General features: G+C 72.4%; 19 protein-coding genes. 5 read left to right on the top strand and 14 right to left on the bottom strand.

Annotation, left to right across the window (positions count from 1 at the left end; genetic code table 11):
* Window positions 1-14: 14 nt before the first annotated feature.
* Window positions 15-1490, bottom strand: a complete 1476-nt coding sequence (locus tag PIR53_19650; GenBank protein ID WZH52217.1) for a sugar transferase — start codon at window positions 1488-1490, stop codon at window positions 15-17.
* A gap of 193 nt (window positions 1491-1683) precedes the next feature.
* Between PIR53_19650 and PIR53_19645 the strand changes: the two genes are divergently transcribed.
* Window positions 1684-3126: a polysaccharide biosynthesis tyrosine autokinase gene (locus tag PIR53_19645; GenBank protein ID WZH52216.1), complete on the top strand. Its 1443-nt coding sequence runs from the start codon at window positions 1684-1686 to the stop codon at window positions 3124-3126.
* Between the two features lie 148 nt (window positions 3127-3274).
* Here the strand turns inward: PIR53_19645 and PIR53_19640 are convergent, their stop codons facing one another.
* From PIR53_19640 to PIR53_19625, 4 genes are read right to left on the bottom strand one after another with little or no spacing between them, the layout of a single operon-like run.
* Window positions 3275-5029: a DUF4012 domain-containing protein gene (locus PIR53_19640; GenBank protein ID WZH52215.1), complete on the bottom strand. Its 1755-nt coding sequence runs from the start codon at window positions 5027-5029 to the stop codon at window positions 3275-3277.
* Between the two features lie 21 nt (window positions 5030-5050).
* Window positions 5051-6037: a folate-binding protein gene (locus PIR53_19635; GenBank protein WZH52214.1), complete on the bottom strand. Its 987-nt coding sequence runs from the start codon at window positions 6035-6037 to the stop codon at window positions 5051-5053.
* Window positions 6034-6501 carry a transcriptional repressor gene (locus tag PIR53_19630; protein WZH52213.1) on the bottom strand — a complete coding sequence of 156 codons (468 nt, stop codon included), beginning with the start codon at window positions 6499-6501 and terminating at the stop codon, window positions 6034-6036. Before PIR53_19630 ends, PIR53_19635 begins: the two co-directional genes overlap by 4 nt.
* A 2-nt stretch (window positions 6502-6503) precedes the next feature.
* The gene (locus PIR53_19625) at window positions 6504-6998 is read right to left on the bottom strand and encodes an FABP family protein (GenBank protein WZH52212.1); all 495 of its coding nucleotides are present in this window, start codon (window positions 6996-6998) and stop codon (window positions 6504-6506) included.
* A 160-nt stretch (window positions 6999-7158) separates the two neighbouring features.
* On the opposite strand from PIR53_19625, the gene PIR53_19620 reads away from it, so the two are divergent.
* A complete protein-coding gene (locus PIR53_19620; protein ID WZH52211.1) occupies window positions 7159-7518 on the top strand; it encodes a DsrE family protein in 360 nt (119 codons plus the stop codon).
* A gap of 80 nt (window positions 7519-7598) precedes the next feature.
* Here PIR53_19620 and PIR53_19615 read toward each other — a convergent pair whose 3' ends face one another.
* From PIR53_19615 to PIR53_19605, 3 genes are all read right to left on the bottom strand, one after another.
* Entirely contained in the window at window positions 7599-8033 is a 435-nt protein-coding gene (locus tag PIR53_19615) for a hypothetical protein (GenBank protein WZH52210.1), read from the bottom strand.
* 154 nt (window positions 8034-8187) lie between these two features.
* Window positions 8188-9033: a 3-keto-5-aminohexanoate cleavage protein gene (locus PIR53_19610; protein WZH52209.1), complete on the bottom strand. Its 846-nt coding sequence runs from the start codon at window positions 9031-9033 to the stop codon at window positions 8188-8190.
* A 56-nt stretch (window positions 9034-9089) separates the two neighbouring features.
* Window positions 9090-9212, bottom strand: a complete 123-nt coding sequence (locus PIR53_19605) for a hypothetical protein (GenBank protein ID WZH52208.1) — start codon at window positions 9210-9212, stop codon at window positions 9090-9092.
* 374 nt (window positions 9213-9586) lie between these two features.
* On the opposite strand from PIR53_19605, the gene PIR53_19600 reads away from it, so the two are divergent.
* Window positions 9587-10225 (top strand): hypothetical protein, encoded by a 639-nt coding sequence (locus tag PIR53_19600; GenBank protein ID WZH52207.1) that lies wholly within the window; start codon window positions 9587-9589, stop codon window positions 10223-10225.
* Between the two features lie 24 nt (window positions 10226-10249).
* On the opposite strand, the gene PIR53_19595 is transcribed toward PIR53_19600, so the two are convergent.
* The 4 genes from PIR53_19595 to PIR53_19580 all read right to left on the bottom strand — a co-directional run bounded on the left by PIR53_19595 (window position 10250) and on the right by PIR53_19580 (window position 12751).
* Window positions 10250-10990 (bottom strand): hypothetical protein, encoded by a 741-nt coding sequence (locus PIR53_19595; protein ID WZH52206.1) that lies wholly within the window; start codon window positions 10988-10990, stop codon window positions 10250-10252.
* Window positions 10991-11082: 92 nt separating this feature from the next.
* Window positions 11083-11379 carry a DUF1416 domain-containing protein gene (locus tag PIR53_19590; GenBank protein ID WZH52205.1) on the bottom strand — a complete coding sequence of 99 codons (297 nt, stop codon included), beginning with the start codon at window positions 11377-11379 and terminating at the stop codon, window positions 11083-11085.
* A gap of 1 nt (window position 11380) precedes the next feature.
* Window positions 11381-12229 carry a sulfurtransferase gene (locus PIR53_19585; GenBank protein ID WZH52204.1) on the bottom strand — a complete coding sequence of 283 codons (849 nt, stop codon included), beginning with the start codon at window positions 12227-12229 and terminating at the stop codon, window positions 11381-11383.
* A 63-nt stretch (window positions 12230-12292) separates the two neighbouring features.
* Window positions 12293-12751, bottom strand: a complete 459-nt coding sequence (locus tag PIR53_19580) for a DUF4395 domain-containing protein (protein ID WZH52203.1) — start codon at window positions 12749-12751, stop codon at window positions 12293-12295.
* 585 nt (window positions 12752-13336) lie between these two features.
* Between PIR53_19580 and PIR53_19575 the strand changes: the two genes are divergently transcribed.
* Window positions 13337-14401 (top strand): hypothetical protein, encoded by a 1065-nt coding sequence (locus tag PIR53_19575; GenBank protein ID WZH52202.1) that lies wholly within the window; start codon window positions 13337-13339, stop codon window positions 14399-14401.
* Between the two features lie 400 nt (window positions 14402-14801).
* Here the strand turns inward: PIR53_19575 and dapC are convergent, their stop codons facing one another.
* Together dapC and PIR53_19565 are read right to left on the bottom strand one after the other, a co-directional pair.
* Window positions 14802-15911 carry a succinyldiaminopimelate transaminase gene (gene dapC / locus PIR53_19570; protein ID WZH52201.1) on the bottom strand — a complete coding sequence of 370 codons (1110 nt, stop codon included), beginning with the start codon at window positions 15909-15911 and terminating at the stop codon, window positions 14802-14804.
* Window positions 15908-16231: a ferredoxin family protein gene (locus tag PIR53_19565; GenBank protein ID WZH52200.1), complete on the bottom strand. Its 324-nt coding sequence runs from the start codon at window positions 16229-16231 to the stop codon at window positions 15908-15910. Before PIR53_19565 ends, dapC begins: the two co-directional genes overlap by 4 nt.
* A 150-nt stretch (window positions 16232-16381) precedes the next feature.
* Between PIR53_19565 and PIR53_19560 the strand changes: the two genes are divergently transcribed.
* On the top strand, window positions 16382-17335 hold the full coding sequence (locus PIR53_19560; protein WZH52199.1) for a GNAT family N-acetyltransferase: 954 nt from the start codon (window positions 16382-16384) through the stop codon (window positions 17333-17335).
* Window positions 17336-17355: the final 20 nt, after the last annotated feature.

The raw sequence follows: 17355 nt of genomic DNA, 5'->3' as shown, positions 1-17355 counted from the left end.
AGGGAACCGCGGCGTCAGTAGGCGCCGCGGGAGCTCGCCACCGCACCGACCGTGCGAGCGAGGATGCTGAGGTCCTGCATCATCGACCAGTTGTCGACGTAGTAGATGTCGAGGCGGATGGCTTCCTCCCACGACAGGTCCGAGCGGCCGGACACCTGCCACAGCCCGGTCATCCCGGGCAGCACGCGGAGGCGGCGACGCATGTCGTCGTCGTACGTCGCGACCTCGGCGGGCAGCGGAGGCCGGGGGCCGACCAGACTCATCTCACCACGGATCACGTTGAACAGCTGGGGCAGCTCGTCGATGGAGAATCGACGCAGCCACTTGCCGGGTTTCGTGATGCGCGGGTCTTCCTTCATCTTGAAGAGGCCGCCGTCGAAGCCCGCCTCCGCGTGCAGCTTCGCAAGCAGCTCCTCGGCGTTCGTGACCATCGAGCGGAACTTAAGGCACGCGAACTCGACGCCGTCGCGTCCGGTGCGCGTCTGGCGGAAGAGGATGGGTCCGCGGTCGAAGGCCCAGACCCGCAGCGCCGCCAGCACCAGGAGGGGGCTAAGCACTGTCACCAGGACGGAGGCGCCGATGAGGTCGAAGGTGCGCTTGGCCCAGCGCGACGCCTTGGCAGACCGGGCCGTGTCGAGGTGCATGAGGGGCAGGCCCCCAACCGGGCGGACCGTGATCCGCTCGCGGGCGACGTCGGTGACGCTGGGCGCCACCACGACCTGCGTCCGGTGCTGCTCGAGGTCCCAAGCGGCGCGGCGCATCTCGTCGGAGGTGCGGAAGGCGCCATTGGCGAAGAAGACGATGTCGGCGCCGGCTCCACTGGCGACGCTCGCCAAGTCGGCGGAGTCGCCGATGACCGGGATCCCCGAGGCGGTCGTCGTGCTCACGTGGCCCGCGGGGGTGACCGCGCCGACGATGCGGTAGCCGAGCCACGACTCACGGTCGAGGACAGCGGCGATCTCGTCGATGTGGGACGGCCGCCCCGCGATGACCACCCGGTGCTGCAGCACGCCGAGACGGTGCGCCTTGTGAAGGGCACGTCGCAGGCCGAACCGGCCGAGAACCAGCAGCGGGACGCCGATGACGAACGCGAGCAGGAAGAAGCCGCGCGAGAGGGGGAACTTGGCGAGGTAGCAGCCCACCCCCACGACCGCGGCGGTCAGGAACGAGGCGTTGACGACGCGCTTGTACTCGTCGGGGCCGGCTCCGAATACCGACCGTGCGTACCCGCCAGAGGCAGCGATCGTGGCGACCCAGGCGAAGAACATAAGGGGCCCGACCACGCCGAGCATGCCGGAGACGTCGCTGCCCGCCTCGAAGAAGGAGAGCCGGTTCCGACCTGTGATTGCAAGAGCCGCCGTCACCGCGATCGCGATGGTGTCGGTGGCGAGCGCCGTCAGCGGGATCGAGACGAGCGCCCGATGCCGGAAACCACGCGAGGAGTCGGCCGCGGCGCTGTCCCGGTGAGAGGAGGCGAGGGCGAGCGTCAACACGGGCTCCGGAGGTCGAGAAGGGGGGACGGGCCGGCGCCCAGTCTGCGCCATGGACCGGCTCACCGCATCTGCTTCTCAGAAATGACACGTACACCACACCCAGACGTGTGATACCCCCGAAGGTCGGCGCGGGGGGTCCTGCACGGATAGCATGACCGACCATGGCCCAGACCACGCTGGCGGGAGAGGGATGACTCTCCGCGACTACCTGCGCATCATCCGCTCGGCGTGGCTGTCGATCGCTATCGTCACGCTGCTGTGTGTCGCTGCGAGCGCGGCGTACACCTTCACCGTAGCCCCCCAGTACGAGTCGTCCGCCCGCCTCTTCGTCAGCACCCAGGGCAGCAGCACGACGGGGGATGCGTACACCGGCAGCCTGTACTCGCAGCAGCGCGTCGCGTCCTACGCGGACCTCATCCAGAGCCGCGAGCTCGCCGGCGACGTCATCGACGAGCTCGGACTCGACCTCACTCCGCAGCAGTTGCTGCGCCGGGTCTCGGCGAGTGTGGTTCCGGACACCGTCAACCTCGAGATCAGCGTCACCGATGGCGACGCGCAGGACGCGCAGCGCATCGCCCAGGGATACGCCGAGGCGATGGTCGCTCTGGTGCGGGAGCTCGAGACACCTCCGGGACAGACAGTCGCACCTATCAAGGCGACCATCGTGGACCCGGCCGACTTCAACGGCACGGCCGTCTCGCCACAACCGACGCGCAACATCGCACTCGGCCTTATTCTCGGCGCGCTCCTCGGCATCGGCCTCGCCATCCTGCGGGACCTGCTCGACACCACGGTCAAGTCGGCCGGGGACATCGCAGGTGCGACCGACGCGCCGCTCATCGGCGCCATCGGGTATGACTCCACGGTCAGAAACGATCCGCTCATCACCACCCTGCCGTCGCACGCGCCGCGGGTCGAGGCGTTCCGCGTGATGCGCACCAATCTCCAGTTCATCGACCTCGACAAGACATCCAAGGTCTTCGTCGGCACGTCGGCTGTCCCGGGCGAGGGCAAGACGACCACGATGGTCAACCTCGCTCTCGCACTCGCCCAGGGTGGCGAGCGTACCCTCCTCATCGAGTGCGATCTGCGACGACCGAAGGCCGCTACAGCGCTAGGCCTCGACTCCAGCATCGGCGTGACCACCGTTCTGCTGGGGCGAGTGACGCTCTCTGACGCCATTCAGTCGCACGAGTCCGGTCTCGACGTGCTCGGCGGCGGCGCGATCCCGCCGAACCCGGCCGAGCTCATCCAGTCGGCTGCCATGAAGGACCTCCTCGCCGAGGTCCGGGACACGTACGACGTCGTGCTCATCGACGCACCGCCCCTGCTGCCGGTCACCGACGCCGCCCTGCTGTCGGCGCAGGCCGACGGCGCACTCGTCATCGTGCGGCACGGCAAGACCACCGTCGACCAGTTGAACGGCGCGGTGCGACGCCTGGAGCAGGTCGACGCGGCAGCCCTCGGTGTCGTGTTCAACATGACGCCGAAGGCCGGCGGCGCCTACGGCTATGGGTACGGCTACGGGTACGGCTACGGGTACGGCTACGGCCCCGAGGAGGGGCGACGCGCCGCGCGCTCTCCCAAGAGCACCGACGAGGACGGGGCTCAGCGCGGCAAGCGCTCTCGGTGACAGGACGACGTGAGGCCCCCGCCACCGGTCATGACCGGTGGCGGGGGCCTTGTCATGTCAGGCACGCACCGCGGTGAGGCAGCTCCCGGCGCACCGACGCTCAAGCCGTCGCCAGCGAGGGAGGCACGCAGCCGTGGCAGCGCTCCGCTCAGGGCCGGCAGGCGGACGCCACCGTGGAGGACAGGTCGTCGGGCTCGACGCCAGCGGTCGTGTCCACCTCGACCGAACCGGGCTGGTCGCGGCCCGTCGTCATTGTCCACCGGATGTCCGCGGTGAAGCCCGGGTCGAGGAAAGCCAGCACGGTCAGCACGGGGCGCCCGTCGAGGTCGACGGTCGGTGCCGCGATGTAGGGCTCGTCGTTGAAGGTGACGTCGTCGATCTCGCCGCCCACCGGTCCGATGATCTGCACCGACACGAGCTGCTTGCCGGGCTCGATCCCGTACCGACCAGCGCCGGTGACGTAGTCAGGGAGCTGGGCCGCGTTCTCGGGAGCGTCGGACAGCAGGTACGCGCGCCCGGAGAGTCGCTGCTCCCCACGCGCACAACTCGTCGCGGTGACGTGCACCTCGTGCCGCAGGAAGTAGGACATCTTCGCGCCGGTGGTGTCGTTGAGGTAGACGCCGACCTGCGGGTTCGCGTTGTCCGGGTCGGTCTGCAGCTCGCCAGCGATGCGGGTGCCGGCCACGACGGTCTGCTCCGCATCGGTGAAGGAGTGCAGCTTGATGCGGCCCTCGTTGACGCCGCGGCCCAGCGCCTCGATCAACGCACGTGGGTCACCGCCACCAGCGGACAGCGAGTCGAACGTCCGTGCCGCCGCCGCCTCGAAGTACGCGTCCTGCTCGGCGGGGTCGTCGTACCTCAGGTAGACCTGGTGCAGCAGCTCGTCGACGAGGTTGTCCTCCGTCAGGCGCGGCCCGCCCGGCACGTCGATCGGCCCGACGGCCCCCAGCACGTAGGACAACGTGACCGGGTCGATCGCCATGACGCCGTCCACCGGCTCGTACTCCTGCTCCCACCGCGCCTGCCAGAGCTCGGCCGACCGCGGGAAGTCGGGCGTGAAGTTGGCGTCGAGGAAGTACGTGCCGAGCTGGCGGTTCCAGATCTCGTCCTCGGCGTCCGTCAGCGGCAGCACCGGCTCGTCCGTCATGCCGAACGAGCTGCCCGCCACCTGGCGCGCCAGCTCGATCTGGCCGTCCACCGCCGTGACGAGCGCCGCGGATCCGGGCAGACCTCCGCCAGCGCGGATCTCGGCGTTGTTCTGGAAGATCAGGAGGTACTGCCGCGGACCGTCGGCCCCCAGCATCGACGGCATGACCTGCACGGCGCGGTCAGCGGAGTCGAGCACCCGGGCGGCGCGGCCGACCTCGCTCACGACCTCGCGGTACTGGTCGCGCACCACCCCGACGTACCCCTCGGAGTCATGCCGGTCGAGCTCGGCGACGGCGCGCTGGAACGCATCGTTGCCCTGGGCCACCGGCCCCTGGAGGGCCGCCACCGCCTCGAGGTCGACCCGGCCGTCGCGGGGGCTCAGCGTCTCGAGGTTGCCGGCCGTCTCCACGAGCGGGGCCAGCCCGTCCTGGGCGAGGTCGTCGAGCACGGTGCTGACGGCGCGCACGCCCTCGAGGTCGTCGCCCACGAACGGCGTCCACGTCATCACCGACCACAGCGGGCCGTCGGTGCGCCCCGCCGCGGAGGAGGCGTGGTCCTGCAGGCTCGCCAGGGCGGCGTCGGCCGCAGCGTCGTCACCGTCGGTCACCGCGTCCTGCAGCGTGCGCGCGTCGTCGGCCGCGGCTGCGAGGTCGGTGCTCGTGCGCACCACCAGCCACACACCCCAGAGGACCACTCCGAGGAGGAGCACGCCGGCGAGCAGGACGGGCAGCTTCCAGCCGCGGGCAGCACGCATGGGCGTGACTCTAGCGAGGGATCAGCGCAGGCGTGGACGGACGTGAAGACCCACCTCGGGGTCGACGAGCACCTCTTGCCCGGCGGGCATGCCCTCCACCTCGAGGGTCGCGTCCAGCGCCACGTTGCGCTTCACCATGGCCAGCGCGATCGGGCCCAGCTCGTGGTGGCGCGCGGACGTGCCGACGAAGCCGACGACCTTATCCCCCAGCCGCAGCTCGGCCCCCGCTGTGGGCAACGTCTCCTGCGAGCCGTCGAGGTGGAGCAGCGTCAGGCGCCGCGGGGGTCGGCCCAGCGTGTGGACGCGCGCGACCGTCTCCTGCCCGCGGTAGCACCCCTTGTCGAGGTGCACCGCCGGACCGATCCACCCTGCCTCGTTGGGGATGGTGCGGTGGTCGGTGTCGAGACCGAGGCGGGGCTCGCCCCGCTCGATGCGCAGGGCCTCGAAGGCCCAGAGACCCGCCGCCGGGCCGGCGGCCGCGGCGTACGCCTCCAGCTGGTCGCGCGGGACGAGCTCGTACGCCGCGTAGGGGCCGTCTCCTCGTGACGCCGCCGGGCGCCACGTGAGCGCCCACTCGGCGGTCACGTCGGCCACCTCGACCTTCGACCAGAAGCGCATGCGGTCGAGGAAGGTCACCAGGGCCGCGCCCTGACCGGGCTCGGTGTGCGCGAGGAAGGCCTCACCGTCGTCGTACCCGTAGAAGGCGTGCTCGACGTGGCCCTGCGGGCTGAGCACGAGCACGCCCGTCCACTCCCGGGGCGCAAGGTCCGTGAGGTGCTGCGTCGTCAGGGAGTGCAGCCACGTCAGGCGGTCTTCCCCCGTCACCCGGATCACGTCGTGGTGGGAGAGGTCCACGAAGCCCTCGCCCGCCACCAGCCGCCGCTGCTCGACGTTGAACGACCCGTAGTGGGCCGCCACGGCGGCGTCGAGGCCGTTGGCCGCCACGGCGCCCGGGAGGCGCAGCAGGGGGCTCGCGGGGGCGCTGGGGGTGGCTCCGTCGTCGGTCACTGCGTCTCCTCCTCGGTCGGGCAGCGCACGCACTCCCCGAAGATGGCCAGGTGGCCGGCGTCGGCGACGAACCCGCGGCGGTCGCGGAGCGCGTCGAGGAACGGAGCGGCCTCCTCCACGTCAACAGCCGAGATGCGCCCACACTTCCGGCAGACGAGGTGGAAGTGCTCGTGGCCGTCGTCGACGGCGTGGAAGGTCGGCGCCCGGTCACTCAGGTGGGCGTGCCGCACGAGGCCGAGGCCCTCGAGCACCTCGAGCGTGCGGTAGACCGTGGAGAGGTTGACCGCCGACGACGACTTGCGCACCTCGGCGAGCACCTCGTCGGGGGTCGCGTGGCGCAGGGTGGTCACCGCCTGCAGGATCAGCTCGCGCTGCGGGGTCAGGCGGTAGCCCTGCGCCCGGAGGCGGGCGCGCCAGTCCGGTTCGACGCCGTCCCCCGGCGCGGCCGGCTGGTGCGCGCCCACGGTCAGGCCCGCTGCAGACGCGCCCACGTGCGGGGCTGCAGGGCCTCGCCGAACGCCGCCAGGTCGTAGGCGTAGAGCAGGTCGCCCTCGACGTTGCCGTAGAGCCGCTTGCCGCCCGTCACCTCGGGGGCGCCCTCGGTGCGGCCGATCGCGTCGGTCACGATCTCGAGCTTGCCGCCCTCCGCCTCACCGATCCAGATCTCGACGACCCCGGACTCGTGGCTGAGCAGCAGCTCGACCTTGCCGCCGGGCAGCGCGCGGAGGAACCCGGTCTCGATCGCGTCGTCGCGCACCTTCGCGCCGTCGGCGTCCACCACCCACGAGCGCGCCATGTAGTGGAAGAACGGGCGTCCGTCGTGGGTGAAGATGAGCTCCTGGCCGAACTGGTAGGGCTCGATCGTCGGGTAGTCCCCGTGGCCGTTGCCGCGCCACGTGCCCAGCATCCAGGCGATCGGCCCGCAGTCGGGGTGGAGGTCGGACGGCAGCTCGAACGCCATCAGGCCCGACCCCCGGCCCCGGCGCCCACGAGGCGCGCGAACGCACGGAGGGCCAACGCCGCGAGCCCGAGGGGCGCGGCGACGAGCACGGCGATCAGCACGGCATCCATGACGCGGGAGTCTATCGGCGGCCGTCCGCGCCTCGCCCTAGGCTGGCGGGATGCGAAGCCTGAGGATCAAGGTCACCTGCGGGGCCGAGGACGCCGAGCGCTGCAACCAGGCCTTCACGGTCGCCGCGGCGGCCGCCGCCGCCGGGGCCGACGTCGGCCTGTGGCTCACCGGCGAGGCCGCCTGGTTCGGCGTGCACGGTCGCGCCGAGGAGTTCGCCCTCCCCCACGCCACCCCGCTCGCCGACCTGCTCGCGACCGTCGTCGAGCTCGGTCAGGTGACGGTGTGCACGCAGTGCGCCGTACGCCGCGGGATCACCGAGATCGACCTGCTGCCGGGCGTGCGCATCGCCGGCGCCGCGACGTTCGCCGAGGAGATCCTCGCCGACGGCGTCCAGGCGCTCGTCTACTGAGACCCCGGTCTGCTTCCGGCCGCCGGAAAAGCAGAACGGCCCCCGCCCGAGGGCGGGGGCCGTTCCGGTCAGGCGGGGGCTCAGGCGATGCCGGAGCGGGTGACCCACACGTTCCACGCACGGACCGACGGGCGGAACTGCTCGTCCTCCGGGATGAACGTGACCGTGACGCGGTAGTTGGCCTTCACGTTGGGGGTGAAGGTCGGCGTCGTGTAGTAGCGCGTGATGCCCTTGTAGTCGTACTGCTTCACCTGCACGGTGCTCGTGCCGTAGCGACGGATCGAGATGTAGACCGTGCCGTTGAGGCGGACGCCGGGCTCACCGGCGTAGAAGATCTTGAAGCCCTTGCCCGTGCCGGCCTTGCCGACGTTGGAGATCGGGTCGGGCGTGAGGCGGGAACCCGTGGCGTACTGCCCCGGGTAACCCTCGGCGGCCTGCGCAGTTGCGGCCGAACCGGCGAGCACGCCAACGGCCATCACGACCGTGGAGATGATCGCCACGAGAAGCTTCTTCATGAGAACCCCTGACGTAGATCGAAGCGGACGGATGAACCCCTCATCCATCCGCCCCGAACTCTAGGGCATCCCGGGAGGGTTCCGGACCACTCTGGGCAAATATCGGTGCCGATCGCCGAAGTTCACGCGCACTTAACACAGTCCGTGGCCCGCCTCACGGCCCGGTAGCCAGCCCCAGGGCCTCCCGCGCCCGCGCCGGCGACATCGGCGCCCGGTGGACTAGACCACCCAGCGTCACCGCCCGTTCCACGAGACGCCGGTTGCTCCCGACCGGCTCGCCCGGCGCGAACGTGAGCGTGTCCTCCATGCCGACGCGGAGGTGGCCGCCCTTCGCCAGGGCGGCCATCGCCACCGTCATCGCGGTCCGCCCGATGCCCGTCGCCGACCACGACGTCACCTGTGGCGGCAGCGCGGTGACGGCGGCGACGAGGGCGTCGGCCGTGCCCGGCATCCCGCCCGGCACCCCCATCACGAGGTCGCAGTGCACCCGGTCGCCCACGGGGAGGCCGTCCTTGACGAGCAGCCGCCCCAGGGCGGCGACGTGCCCGAGGTCGAAGAGCTCGAACTCGGGCGCGATGCCCCGCTCCCGGGCAGCGCGGTGCAGGTCGCGCACGAAGGGCCACGGGTTGAGGAAGACGTCGTCCCCGAAATTGACCGTGCCGAGGGTGATCGAGCACGAGTCGGGCGCCGCGTCGAGCACGCGCAGCCGGTCCTCGAGCGGGTCGTGGACCGAGCCCCCGGTCGAGAGCTGCACGACGAGCGACGTCGACTCGCGCAGCGCGGTCACCGTCTCGCGCAGGCGCCCGAGGTCCAGCGTCGGGCGGTGGTCGGCGTCGCGCACGTGGACGTGGATCAACCCCGCGCCCGCGGCCTCGCACTCCTTCGCCGTCGCGACGAGCTCGTCCAGCGTCGTGGGCAGCTCGGGACAGTCGGACTTCGCCGTCTCGGCCCCGGTGGGGGCGACGGTGATGAGCAGGTCGTCGACGACGGTGTCAGTCATCCCGCCATGCTGGCAGAAGATCCTGCGGTGGAGAACACCCGCGGCAGGACGATCTACTACGGTGTGCGCGTCACCGCCAGGTAGCACAGCACGATCGTGACGATCGACAAGATGATGAGCAGCGAGTACTGCAGCGCCCTGCGCAGCCGCCGTTCCTCGATCGGACTGCGTGCAGCCATGGTCCCGAACCCTCCCCCAGCGTGAGCCTCCCCCGATCACTCCCGAGGGTGGCACCAATGGCTACTCGCGGGAAACATCGTCTGGACCAGTTGGCCCCGTGACGTTCCCCACGAGGCGGGGTCAGGGGTGGTAGTCGGGGTGGTGCGGACAGCTGTCGCCGTACTTCAGGCGGCACCGCATCGCGCGGGCCAGCCGCTTCATCCTGCGCACCGGAGCTCCTCGAGGGTCGCCGTGGTCTCGACACCGCGACGCTAGGGCGGCCTGAGCGAACACCGCTTCCCTTGCGGCAACGTTGAGGGTGCGTCTAGACCAGGTGACCGGGGAAACCCGGCGTTCTCACGCGCGAACCACCGCCGTGTGTGACGCTCCCGACGTGTCCTCCCCCCACCCCGCCCTCCCCCGCCGCACGCTGCTGCGCACCGCTGCCTGGAGCGCCCCCGCCGTCGCCGTCGTCGCTGCTGCTCCCGCGCACGCCGTGAGCACGAACGCGCCCAGCCTCGCCGTCACCTGGCGCTCGGACAGCTTCGCCGGCGTCTACCCGCTCTCGAACGGACCCGACTCCCTCCAGGGGGACCCCCCGGCCGACGCCGCCGCGCTCGCCCTCGACATCGCCGTGGGCGGCGGCCCCGCCTCCCTCCGGGTCCAGTTCACGTTCCCGCAGATCGCGACCCTGCTGTCCATGACCACGCCCGTGACCCGCGGGGCCACCACCTGGACGGACCACACGACCGACCTCGCCGGCTGGACCGTCACCCCGCCGCCCAGCGACTTCGGCAGCACCGGCACGTCCTTCCTGTTCCAGCGCACCATCACGGACGGCATCGCGCCGCTCCTGACGACGTGGACGGAGGACTTCGAGCTCCGCTTCGCGCGGCTCCTGCCCCTGTCCATCACCGTGACGGCGTCGTTCGCGCGACCGGGCGGCCCCGTGCAGCTGTCGCGGACCCTCGCCGTCACCGGTCTGGCCTCCAGCCCGTACCTCACCGCCGTCGGCGCTGCACCCGGCGCCTGAGCCGCTGCCTGGGCCCGCACGGGCTCAGCCCGGCAGCGACCCCGGCGTGCCCAGCCCCGCGCGGAACCGCGGGTCGGCAGCCGCTCGCCCCACGACGTACGCCGCGGTATCAGCGCCGCCCGCCAGCCGTCGCGTGCTCAGGGTGAGCGGGCGGACGCGCCACGAGCGGACCGGGGGGCCGTGGCGGTCCACCACCGGCCGGGCGCCCTCGTGGAGCACGACCGTGAGCGGGTCGCCGGGCTCGACGCCGGCGACGGCCGTCCACGGCACCTCCCACGTCGTCCCCAGGTGCTCCGCGATGACCCGGTACGGCGACAGCCAGACGCCGCCCGCCGTGTCGCGGCCCGGGGCGGCGACCACGAGGAACGCGATGCCCGCCAACCCGCAGACGGACGCGAGGAACCAGTGGGCGGCGACCAGGGCGAGCACCGCCCCGACGAGCAGCGTCACGCCGACGCCGAGCAGCATCCGGGTCACGTTGCGGAGGAGCGCGCCGTACCGCGGCAGGAACAGGGCCGGCTCACCCCCGCGCAGCACGACGAGCGTCGGAGCGGGCGGGTGGCGCTCGAGCTCGGCGTACGCGCGCTCCTGGGCCACGCCGCCCGCCAGGGCGACGCAGAGGAGCAGCCCGGGCACGAGCACCACCCCGTCGCCCGTGCCGACCAGCAGGGCGACACCGAGCAGCGTCACGACGGGCGCGACGATCCCGAGGACGACGAGGGCACCGCGGCGCACGACGACGAGGTCGGAGGCGGGGGTCGGCACCGCACCAGTGAACCGCACCCGCGGGCAGACGCCGACGGGCCCCGGAGCAGTGCTCCGGGGCCCGTGCGGGTGGTGCGGGGTGTGGCTGGGGTTCAGATGGCGATCTCGACCTCGGCGACCACGCCGGTGCGGGCGACGACCGTGCGGTCCACGGTCTCCGCCTTCGGGGCGAGGGTGCGCAGGGTCCACTCGCCGTCGCCGGCGAAGAACCGGAAGTGGCCCGTCGCGGAGGTCGGGACCTCCGCGGTGAACTCACCGGTGCGGTCGAGCAGACGCACGTAGGCGCTCTCGACGGGCTCGCCGTCGCGCAGCACCTGGCCCTGGATCACGGCCTCCTTCGCGACGTTGACGCCGTCGAGGGAGAGGCCGCCCTTCGTTGCTCCGCACATGTCAGGCCTCGCCGGGCTCGTCGCCGAGGGCCACGGGCACGCCCACGAGGGAGCCGTACTCGGTCCACGAACCGTCGTAGTTCTTCACGTTCTGGTGGCCCAGGAGCTCCTTGAGCACGAACCACGTGAGCGACGAGCGCTCACCGATGCGGCAGAGCGCGATGGTGTCCTTCGAGTCGTCGATGCCGGCCTCGGCGTAGAGGGCCTTCAGCTCGTCGTCCGACTTGAAGGTGCCGTCGTCGTTGACGTTCTTGCTCCACGGCACGTTGATCGACGTGGGGACGTGACCGGCGCGCTGGGCCTGCTCCTGCGGGAGGTGGGCCGGGGCGAGGAGGCGACCCGCGTACTCGTCGGGGCTGCGCACGTCGACGAGGTTCTGCACGCCGATGGCGGCGACGGTGTCGTCACGGAAGGCGCGGATGGAGCGGTCCTGCTCCTGCGCGACGTACTGCGTGGCGGCGCGCTCGGGCACCTCGTTCGTCAGCTCGCGGGACTCGAGCTCCCACTTCTTCCGGCCGCCGTCGACCAGCTTCACGTTGGTGTGGCCGTAGAGCGTGAAGTACCAGAACGCGTAGGCCGCGAACCAGTTGTTGTTGCCGCCGTAGAGCAGCACCAGGTCGTCGTTGGAGATGCCCTTGCGGGACAGGAGCTCCTCGAACTGCTGCTTGTTGACGAAGTCGCGGCGGACCTGGTCCTGCAGCTCGGTCGTCCAGTCCAGCTTCACGGCGCCACGGATGTGGCCCTTGTCGTAGGACGTGGTGTCCTCGTCGACCTCGACGACGACGATGCCGTCGGTGTCGAGGTTGTCCTCGACCCACTGCGTGGAGACGAGTGCGGACTCGCGGCTCATGGTTGGTGCCTTTCGGTTGTGGTGCTGGACGTCGGGTGGGTGGTGCGGTGGTGGGCCGGGCGCTCAGGCGGTGGCGCGCTTGAGCAGCAGGTAGACCTCGCAGCCCAGGCAGAACGCGAAGACCGCGTTCAGCAGGGCCGCGACGAGGGCGAACCCCACGGCCACCTGGCCGACGAGGGTCGCCCCGAGCAGGTACGCCGCCAGGGCGACCACGACGAACCCCAGGCCCACGGCCTGGGCGAAGCGCGGCGGCGCCGGGTCCTCGAGCTCGGTGGGCGGCTCCAGTCGCGGGCGGACGAGGGTGCGGAACAACCAGCCGTACGGCGCGTGCTGCGGCCCCGCCGCCGCCCCGACCGCGAAGACCGCGGCCTGGAGGCCGAGCAGCACCAGGGCGATGTCGCTGTCGCCCAGGAGGAGCGCCACCGCGAGGACGACCGACGTGATGCCGGCCGCGAACTGCGGGCCGCGGGGGTCGATGCCGGCCGTGGCGCCGGCGCGCACGGCGAGGGAGTCGGTGGACATGGTGTTCCTGACGGTGGGTTCGGACTGCTGCTGTCTTCAGGCCCCGGAGGGCGTGGACGTGCCTCGACGCGACGAGCGTCGGCGGTCGGTCAGGAGCAGCGACACAGGGCGGAGCGCACGCGGCAGTGGTCGACTGCGCGTCGCTTCGTCAGCAAGGTCGTGAACACGTCGCCCAATGTAGGCGGATGCTGGGTGGGCGCGAATTCCGCGTCCGGATGGTGGGACCGGTGTTCGGTGGGTGAGATGGGGTGGGGTGGGTGGGCTTTGGGCGTGGGCTCGCCGCCGGGGCCGGGCGCGAAATGTTCAGTTGGGACGGGGTTGAGCCGCTCGGGCCTGTCCCAACGTCCCAGTTCTGGGGGCGAGCGGCACCGGGTTCGACCCTGGCTCGGGAAATGTTCAGCTGGGGTCGGCCGGATCGACACCGGGCTGTCCCAACGTCCCAGTTCTGCGGCGGGCCGACCTCCGGCACCACCGTCCTCGGGCATCGGCCCGCTGGCTGTCCCCATGCGCGGGGTCGGACCGGCCCGTCCACAGGCGTCGTCCGAGAGACTCCTGAGGCCGTGAGGGTGAGGCAGCGTCGTACCCGTGTCCACGACAGCTGATCCCCCACCCGACCTCCCGGACGACCTGCGCCGGGGGCGTGTCCGGCTGTCCGGGTGGGGGCGGGTGACGCGCGGTGTCCACCGCCGGTCCGACGCGGAGGAGCCCGACCTGCTGGACCTGCGGGGGTTCCAGGAGGCGTTGCCGGAAGACGCGGTGCTGACCGGGCTGACCGCGGCGCGGGTGCGGGGGTGGTGGCTGCCGAGGGTCCCCGACGACGTACCGGTCTTCGCCACCACGAAGGTCGGGTCCGGGCAGGCGCGGCGGCCAGGGGTCCGCTTGATCCGTGCGGTCGAGGCGCCCCCGGTCGAACGGGTCGGTGACCTTCGGCTGGCGGCACCGCTGCAGACGCTGCTCGACTGCGGTCGCGTGCTGGGTCCGCTCGATCTCGCCATCGTCGTCGGTGGTGCGCTCCGGCCGCAGGAGGACGGCGCCGGCGTGACGGTCGCGGAGGTCGAGGCGGCGGCTGCGCGGGCCGGCGCACGGGGGGCGGCGCGGCTCCGCGAGGCACTCGCGCTGGTGGTCGATCCCGGTCGGGCGGAGTCGGCGCCGGAAGTCACGCTCGGGGCGCTGTGCCGCACGCTGCGGATACCGGTGGTGGCGCAGCACGAGGTACGGACCGACGACGGCGGCCTTGTCGCGCGCGGCGACCTGTGGGTCAGGGGCACGAGGACGCTGGTGGAGTACGACGGCGCCGGCCACCGCGAGAAGGAGGCGTACGCCGACGGGTTGCGTCGCGACCGACGACTCAGGTCGGAGGGGTGGGGGCGGATCGCGGTCACGCGCGACGACCTCGGGGAACGGTCGCAACAGCTGGCGCGGGAGCTGTACGACGCGGCGGACCTCCCCCACGACCAGCGGCGGGTGCTGACGTGGTGGCGGATGCTCCGCACCAGCGGCGAGACCCCCGCCGGACGGGCGTGGCTCAGTACGCGCTGGGCGCCGCGCACCAACACGCGACGGAGCCCGGCCGGGGGCGAGGCTCCGGTCGGTGGTGCTGAGGAGTCCGGGCGCGACGGGCACGAGGGCGACGGGCACGAGGCGGCGTAGGGCGGGGCGGCGGCCCGGCCCCTTGGGCCACGAAGTGTGCAGCTGGGGAGTGCCCGACGCGCTCAGGACCACCCCAAGCGCACAGTTTGTGAGGCCCCTGGCGCCGCCCTGGAGGCCCGGCCTTGGCCGATGGATTCGCCGGGACCAACGGCCAGTTGCCGCTCGCCAGGGGCATCGGGCCAGCGGTGCAGAAATGGGCAGCTGGGACAGGTCCGGCGCGCTCAGGACCACCCCAACCGCACAGTTCCCCAGCCGGCCCAGGCCCCACCCACCAGGCACCGCCCCACCAGCCCAGAAATGGGCAGTTGGGACAGGCCCGGCGCAACCAGACCTGACCCAACCGCACATTTCAGGCCCCCGGGGCGAGCCCCGGGCCCCCGAGGCCCCAGCGCGACCGACCTCAGCCCAACCGCGCCGCGGCGGCGTCGATGCGCTCGTCGGTCGCGGTGAACGCGACGCGCACGTGCTGGCGCCCGGCGGCGCCGTAGAACGACCCGGGCGCCACGAGGATCCCGCGCTCGGCGAGCCAGGCGACGGTGTCCCAGGCGTCCTCGCCGCGGGTCGACCACAGGTAGAGCGACGCCTCCGAGTGGTCGATCCGGAACCCGGCCCGCTCGAGGGCGGAGCGCAGGCGGGCGCGGCGGGCGGCGTACCGGCCGTGCTGCTCCAGCGCGTGGGCGTCGTCGCTCAGGGCGGCGATCATCGCGTGCTGCTGCGGCAGCGGCATGATGAGGCCGAGGTTCTTGCGCACGGCGAGCAGCTCGCCCACGACCGCGGGGTCGCCGGCGACGAAGGCGCAGCGGTAACCGGCCAGGTTGGACCGCTTCGACAGCGAGTGGATGGCGATGACGCCCTCGTGGGAGCCGCCGGAGACGTCCGGGTGGAGCACCGACGTGACGGGGCCCTCCCAGCTGTTCTCGATGTAGCACTCGTCGCTGACCAGCAGCACCCCGCGCTCGCGGCACCACTCGACGACCTTGCGCAGGTGGGCCGGGGGCAGCACGCGCCCGGTCGGGTTGGACGGGCTGTTCAGGTAGAGCAGCGACGGCACCCGCGGCCCGATCGCCGTCAGCGAGTCGGTCGCGAGCGACTCGGCGCCGGCGAGGGCGGCGCCGACCTCGTACGTCGGGTAGGCCACCTCCGGCAGCACCACGAGGTCGCCCGGGCCGATGCCGAGGTGCAGCGGCAGCGCCGCGATCAGCTCCTTGGAGCCCACCACGGGCAGCACGCCGTCGAGGCCGAGGCCCGTGACGCCGTGGTTGCGCGCCAGCCAGTCGATCGCCGCCTGACGCACGGCCGGGATGCCGATCGTGGTCGGGTAGCCCGGCGCGTCGGCGGCTGCGGCCAGGGCGGCCTGCGCGACCTCGGGGGTCGGGTCCACCGGCGTACCGATGGAGAGGTCGACGATGCCGTCGGGGTGCGACCGCGCGCGCTCCGCGTGCTCCACCAGACCGTCCCAGGGGAAGTCCGGCAGGAGCGAGGAGACGGCGCGGCGCGCCGGGGCGCTCACTCCTGGTTCTGGGGCGGCAGGGCGGCGATGAAGGGGTGGTCGGCCTCGATCACGCCCATCTTGGCCGCGCCGCCGGGCGAGCCCAGGTCGTCGAAGAAGTTCACGTTGGCCGTGTAGTACTCCTTCCACTCCTCCGGGGTGTCGTCCTCGTAGTAGATGGCCTCCACCGGGCAGACCGGCTCGCACGCGCCGCAGTCGACGCACTCGTCGGGGTGGATGTAGAGCATCCGGTTGCCCTCGTAGATGCAGTCGACCGGACACTCGTCGACGCACGCGCGGTCCTTGACGTCCACACACGGCTGGGCGACGACGTACGTCATCTCGGGGTCCTCCTGGAGTCACGGGGCACGTGGTCGTGCCTTGGTGGAGCGGGGTCGAGCGGGATGCAGCGGGCGCGGATCACGCGCGGCCGCCAGCCTAGTATCCGCGAGGTGACCTCCCCCGACGAACCCCAGGATGTGAGCAGCGGTGTGAGCGGCGGAGCACCCGTCACCGGCGCGCACGGCCTCGGCCCGCACGTCGTCGGTACCCGCATCGTCGTGCGCCGACTCGTCCCCGGCGAGACCGGCCCGACCGGGGGGCCCGCGTTCACCGACCTGCTGGGCGTGGCGGAGGCGTGGTGGCCCGACCTCGTCGTACGGCGCGAGGACGGCACCGCCGTCACCGTCCCGCACGCGCTCATCGTCTCGGGCAAGCCCGTCCCGCCCCGCGCCAGCCGGCTCCAGCGCGTGCCGGGCGGTGAGGTGCAGCGACGCGTGCGGGGGCTGTGGCCCGGCGAGACCGCGACGATGGGCGACTGGCTCCTCCAGGTCTCGCCGCCGCACGAGGGACGCGTGCGGCGACGCGCGAACTCCGTGCTCGCGTACGGGAGCCCCGACCGCCCGCTCGCCGAGGCGCTGGAAGCCGTCGAGCGCTGGTACGCCGCGCGCGACCGCCACCCCGAGCTGTGCGTCCCTGTCGGCTCGGCCGAGGAGGCGGCGCTGCGGGGCGCGGGCTGGACGGAACCGGCGGACTTCACGGGACACGCCGTCGCCGTGCAGGTCGGGTCGGTCGCCCGGATCAGGCGTGCGCTCGGCGCGACCGCGGACGACGTCGTGACCGAGCGCGGGCCCGTCGACGGCGCGGCCCCCGACGTCGAGCGGGTGCGGGCCTCGGTGACCGCCGACGGCGCCCGGATCGCGACCGGGCTCGCCGACCTGCGCGGCGACTGGGCGTGCGTGCACGACGTGCGGACGGACGCGGCGTACCGACGCTCGGGGATGGCGCGACGCGTCGTCGCGGCGCTGCTCGGCGAGGTCGCCGGGCGCGGCGTCACCACCGTCGTGCTCCACGTGCTGACGACGAACGCGCCGGCGCTCGCGCTCTACGCGGGCCTCGGGTTCGAGGACCACCACACGGCGACGTACCTCGCGCCGCCCGGTTGACGGTGGACGGCCCGCGGCAG

Origin of the sequence: Nocardioides alkalitolerans (assembly GCA_038184435.1) — a bacterium.
GTDB lineage: Bacteria > Actinomycetota > Actinomycetes > Propionibacteriales > Nocardioidaceae > Nocardioides > Nocardioides alkalitolerans_A.
Note: the sequence above shows the minus strand (reverse complement) of the source record. Positions and strands in the feature narration are given on the sequence as shown.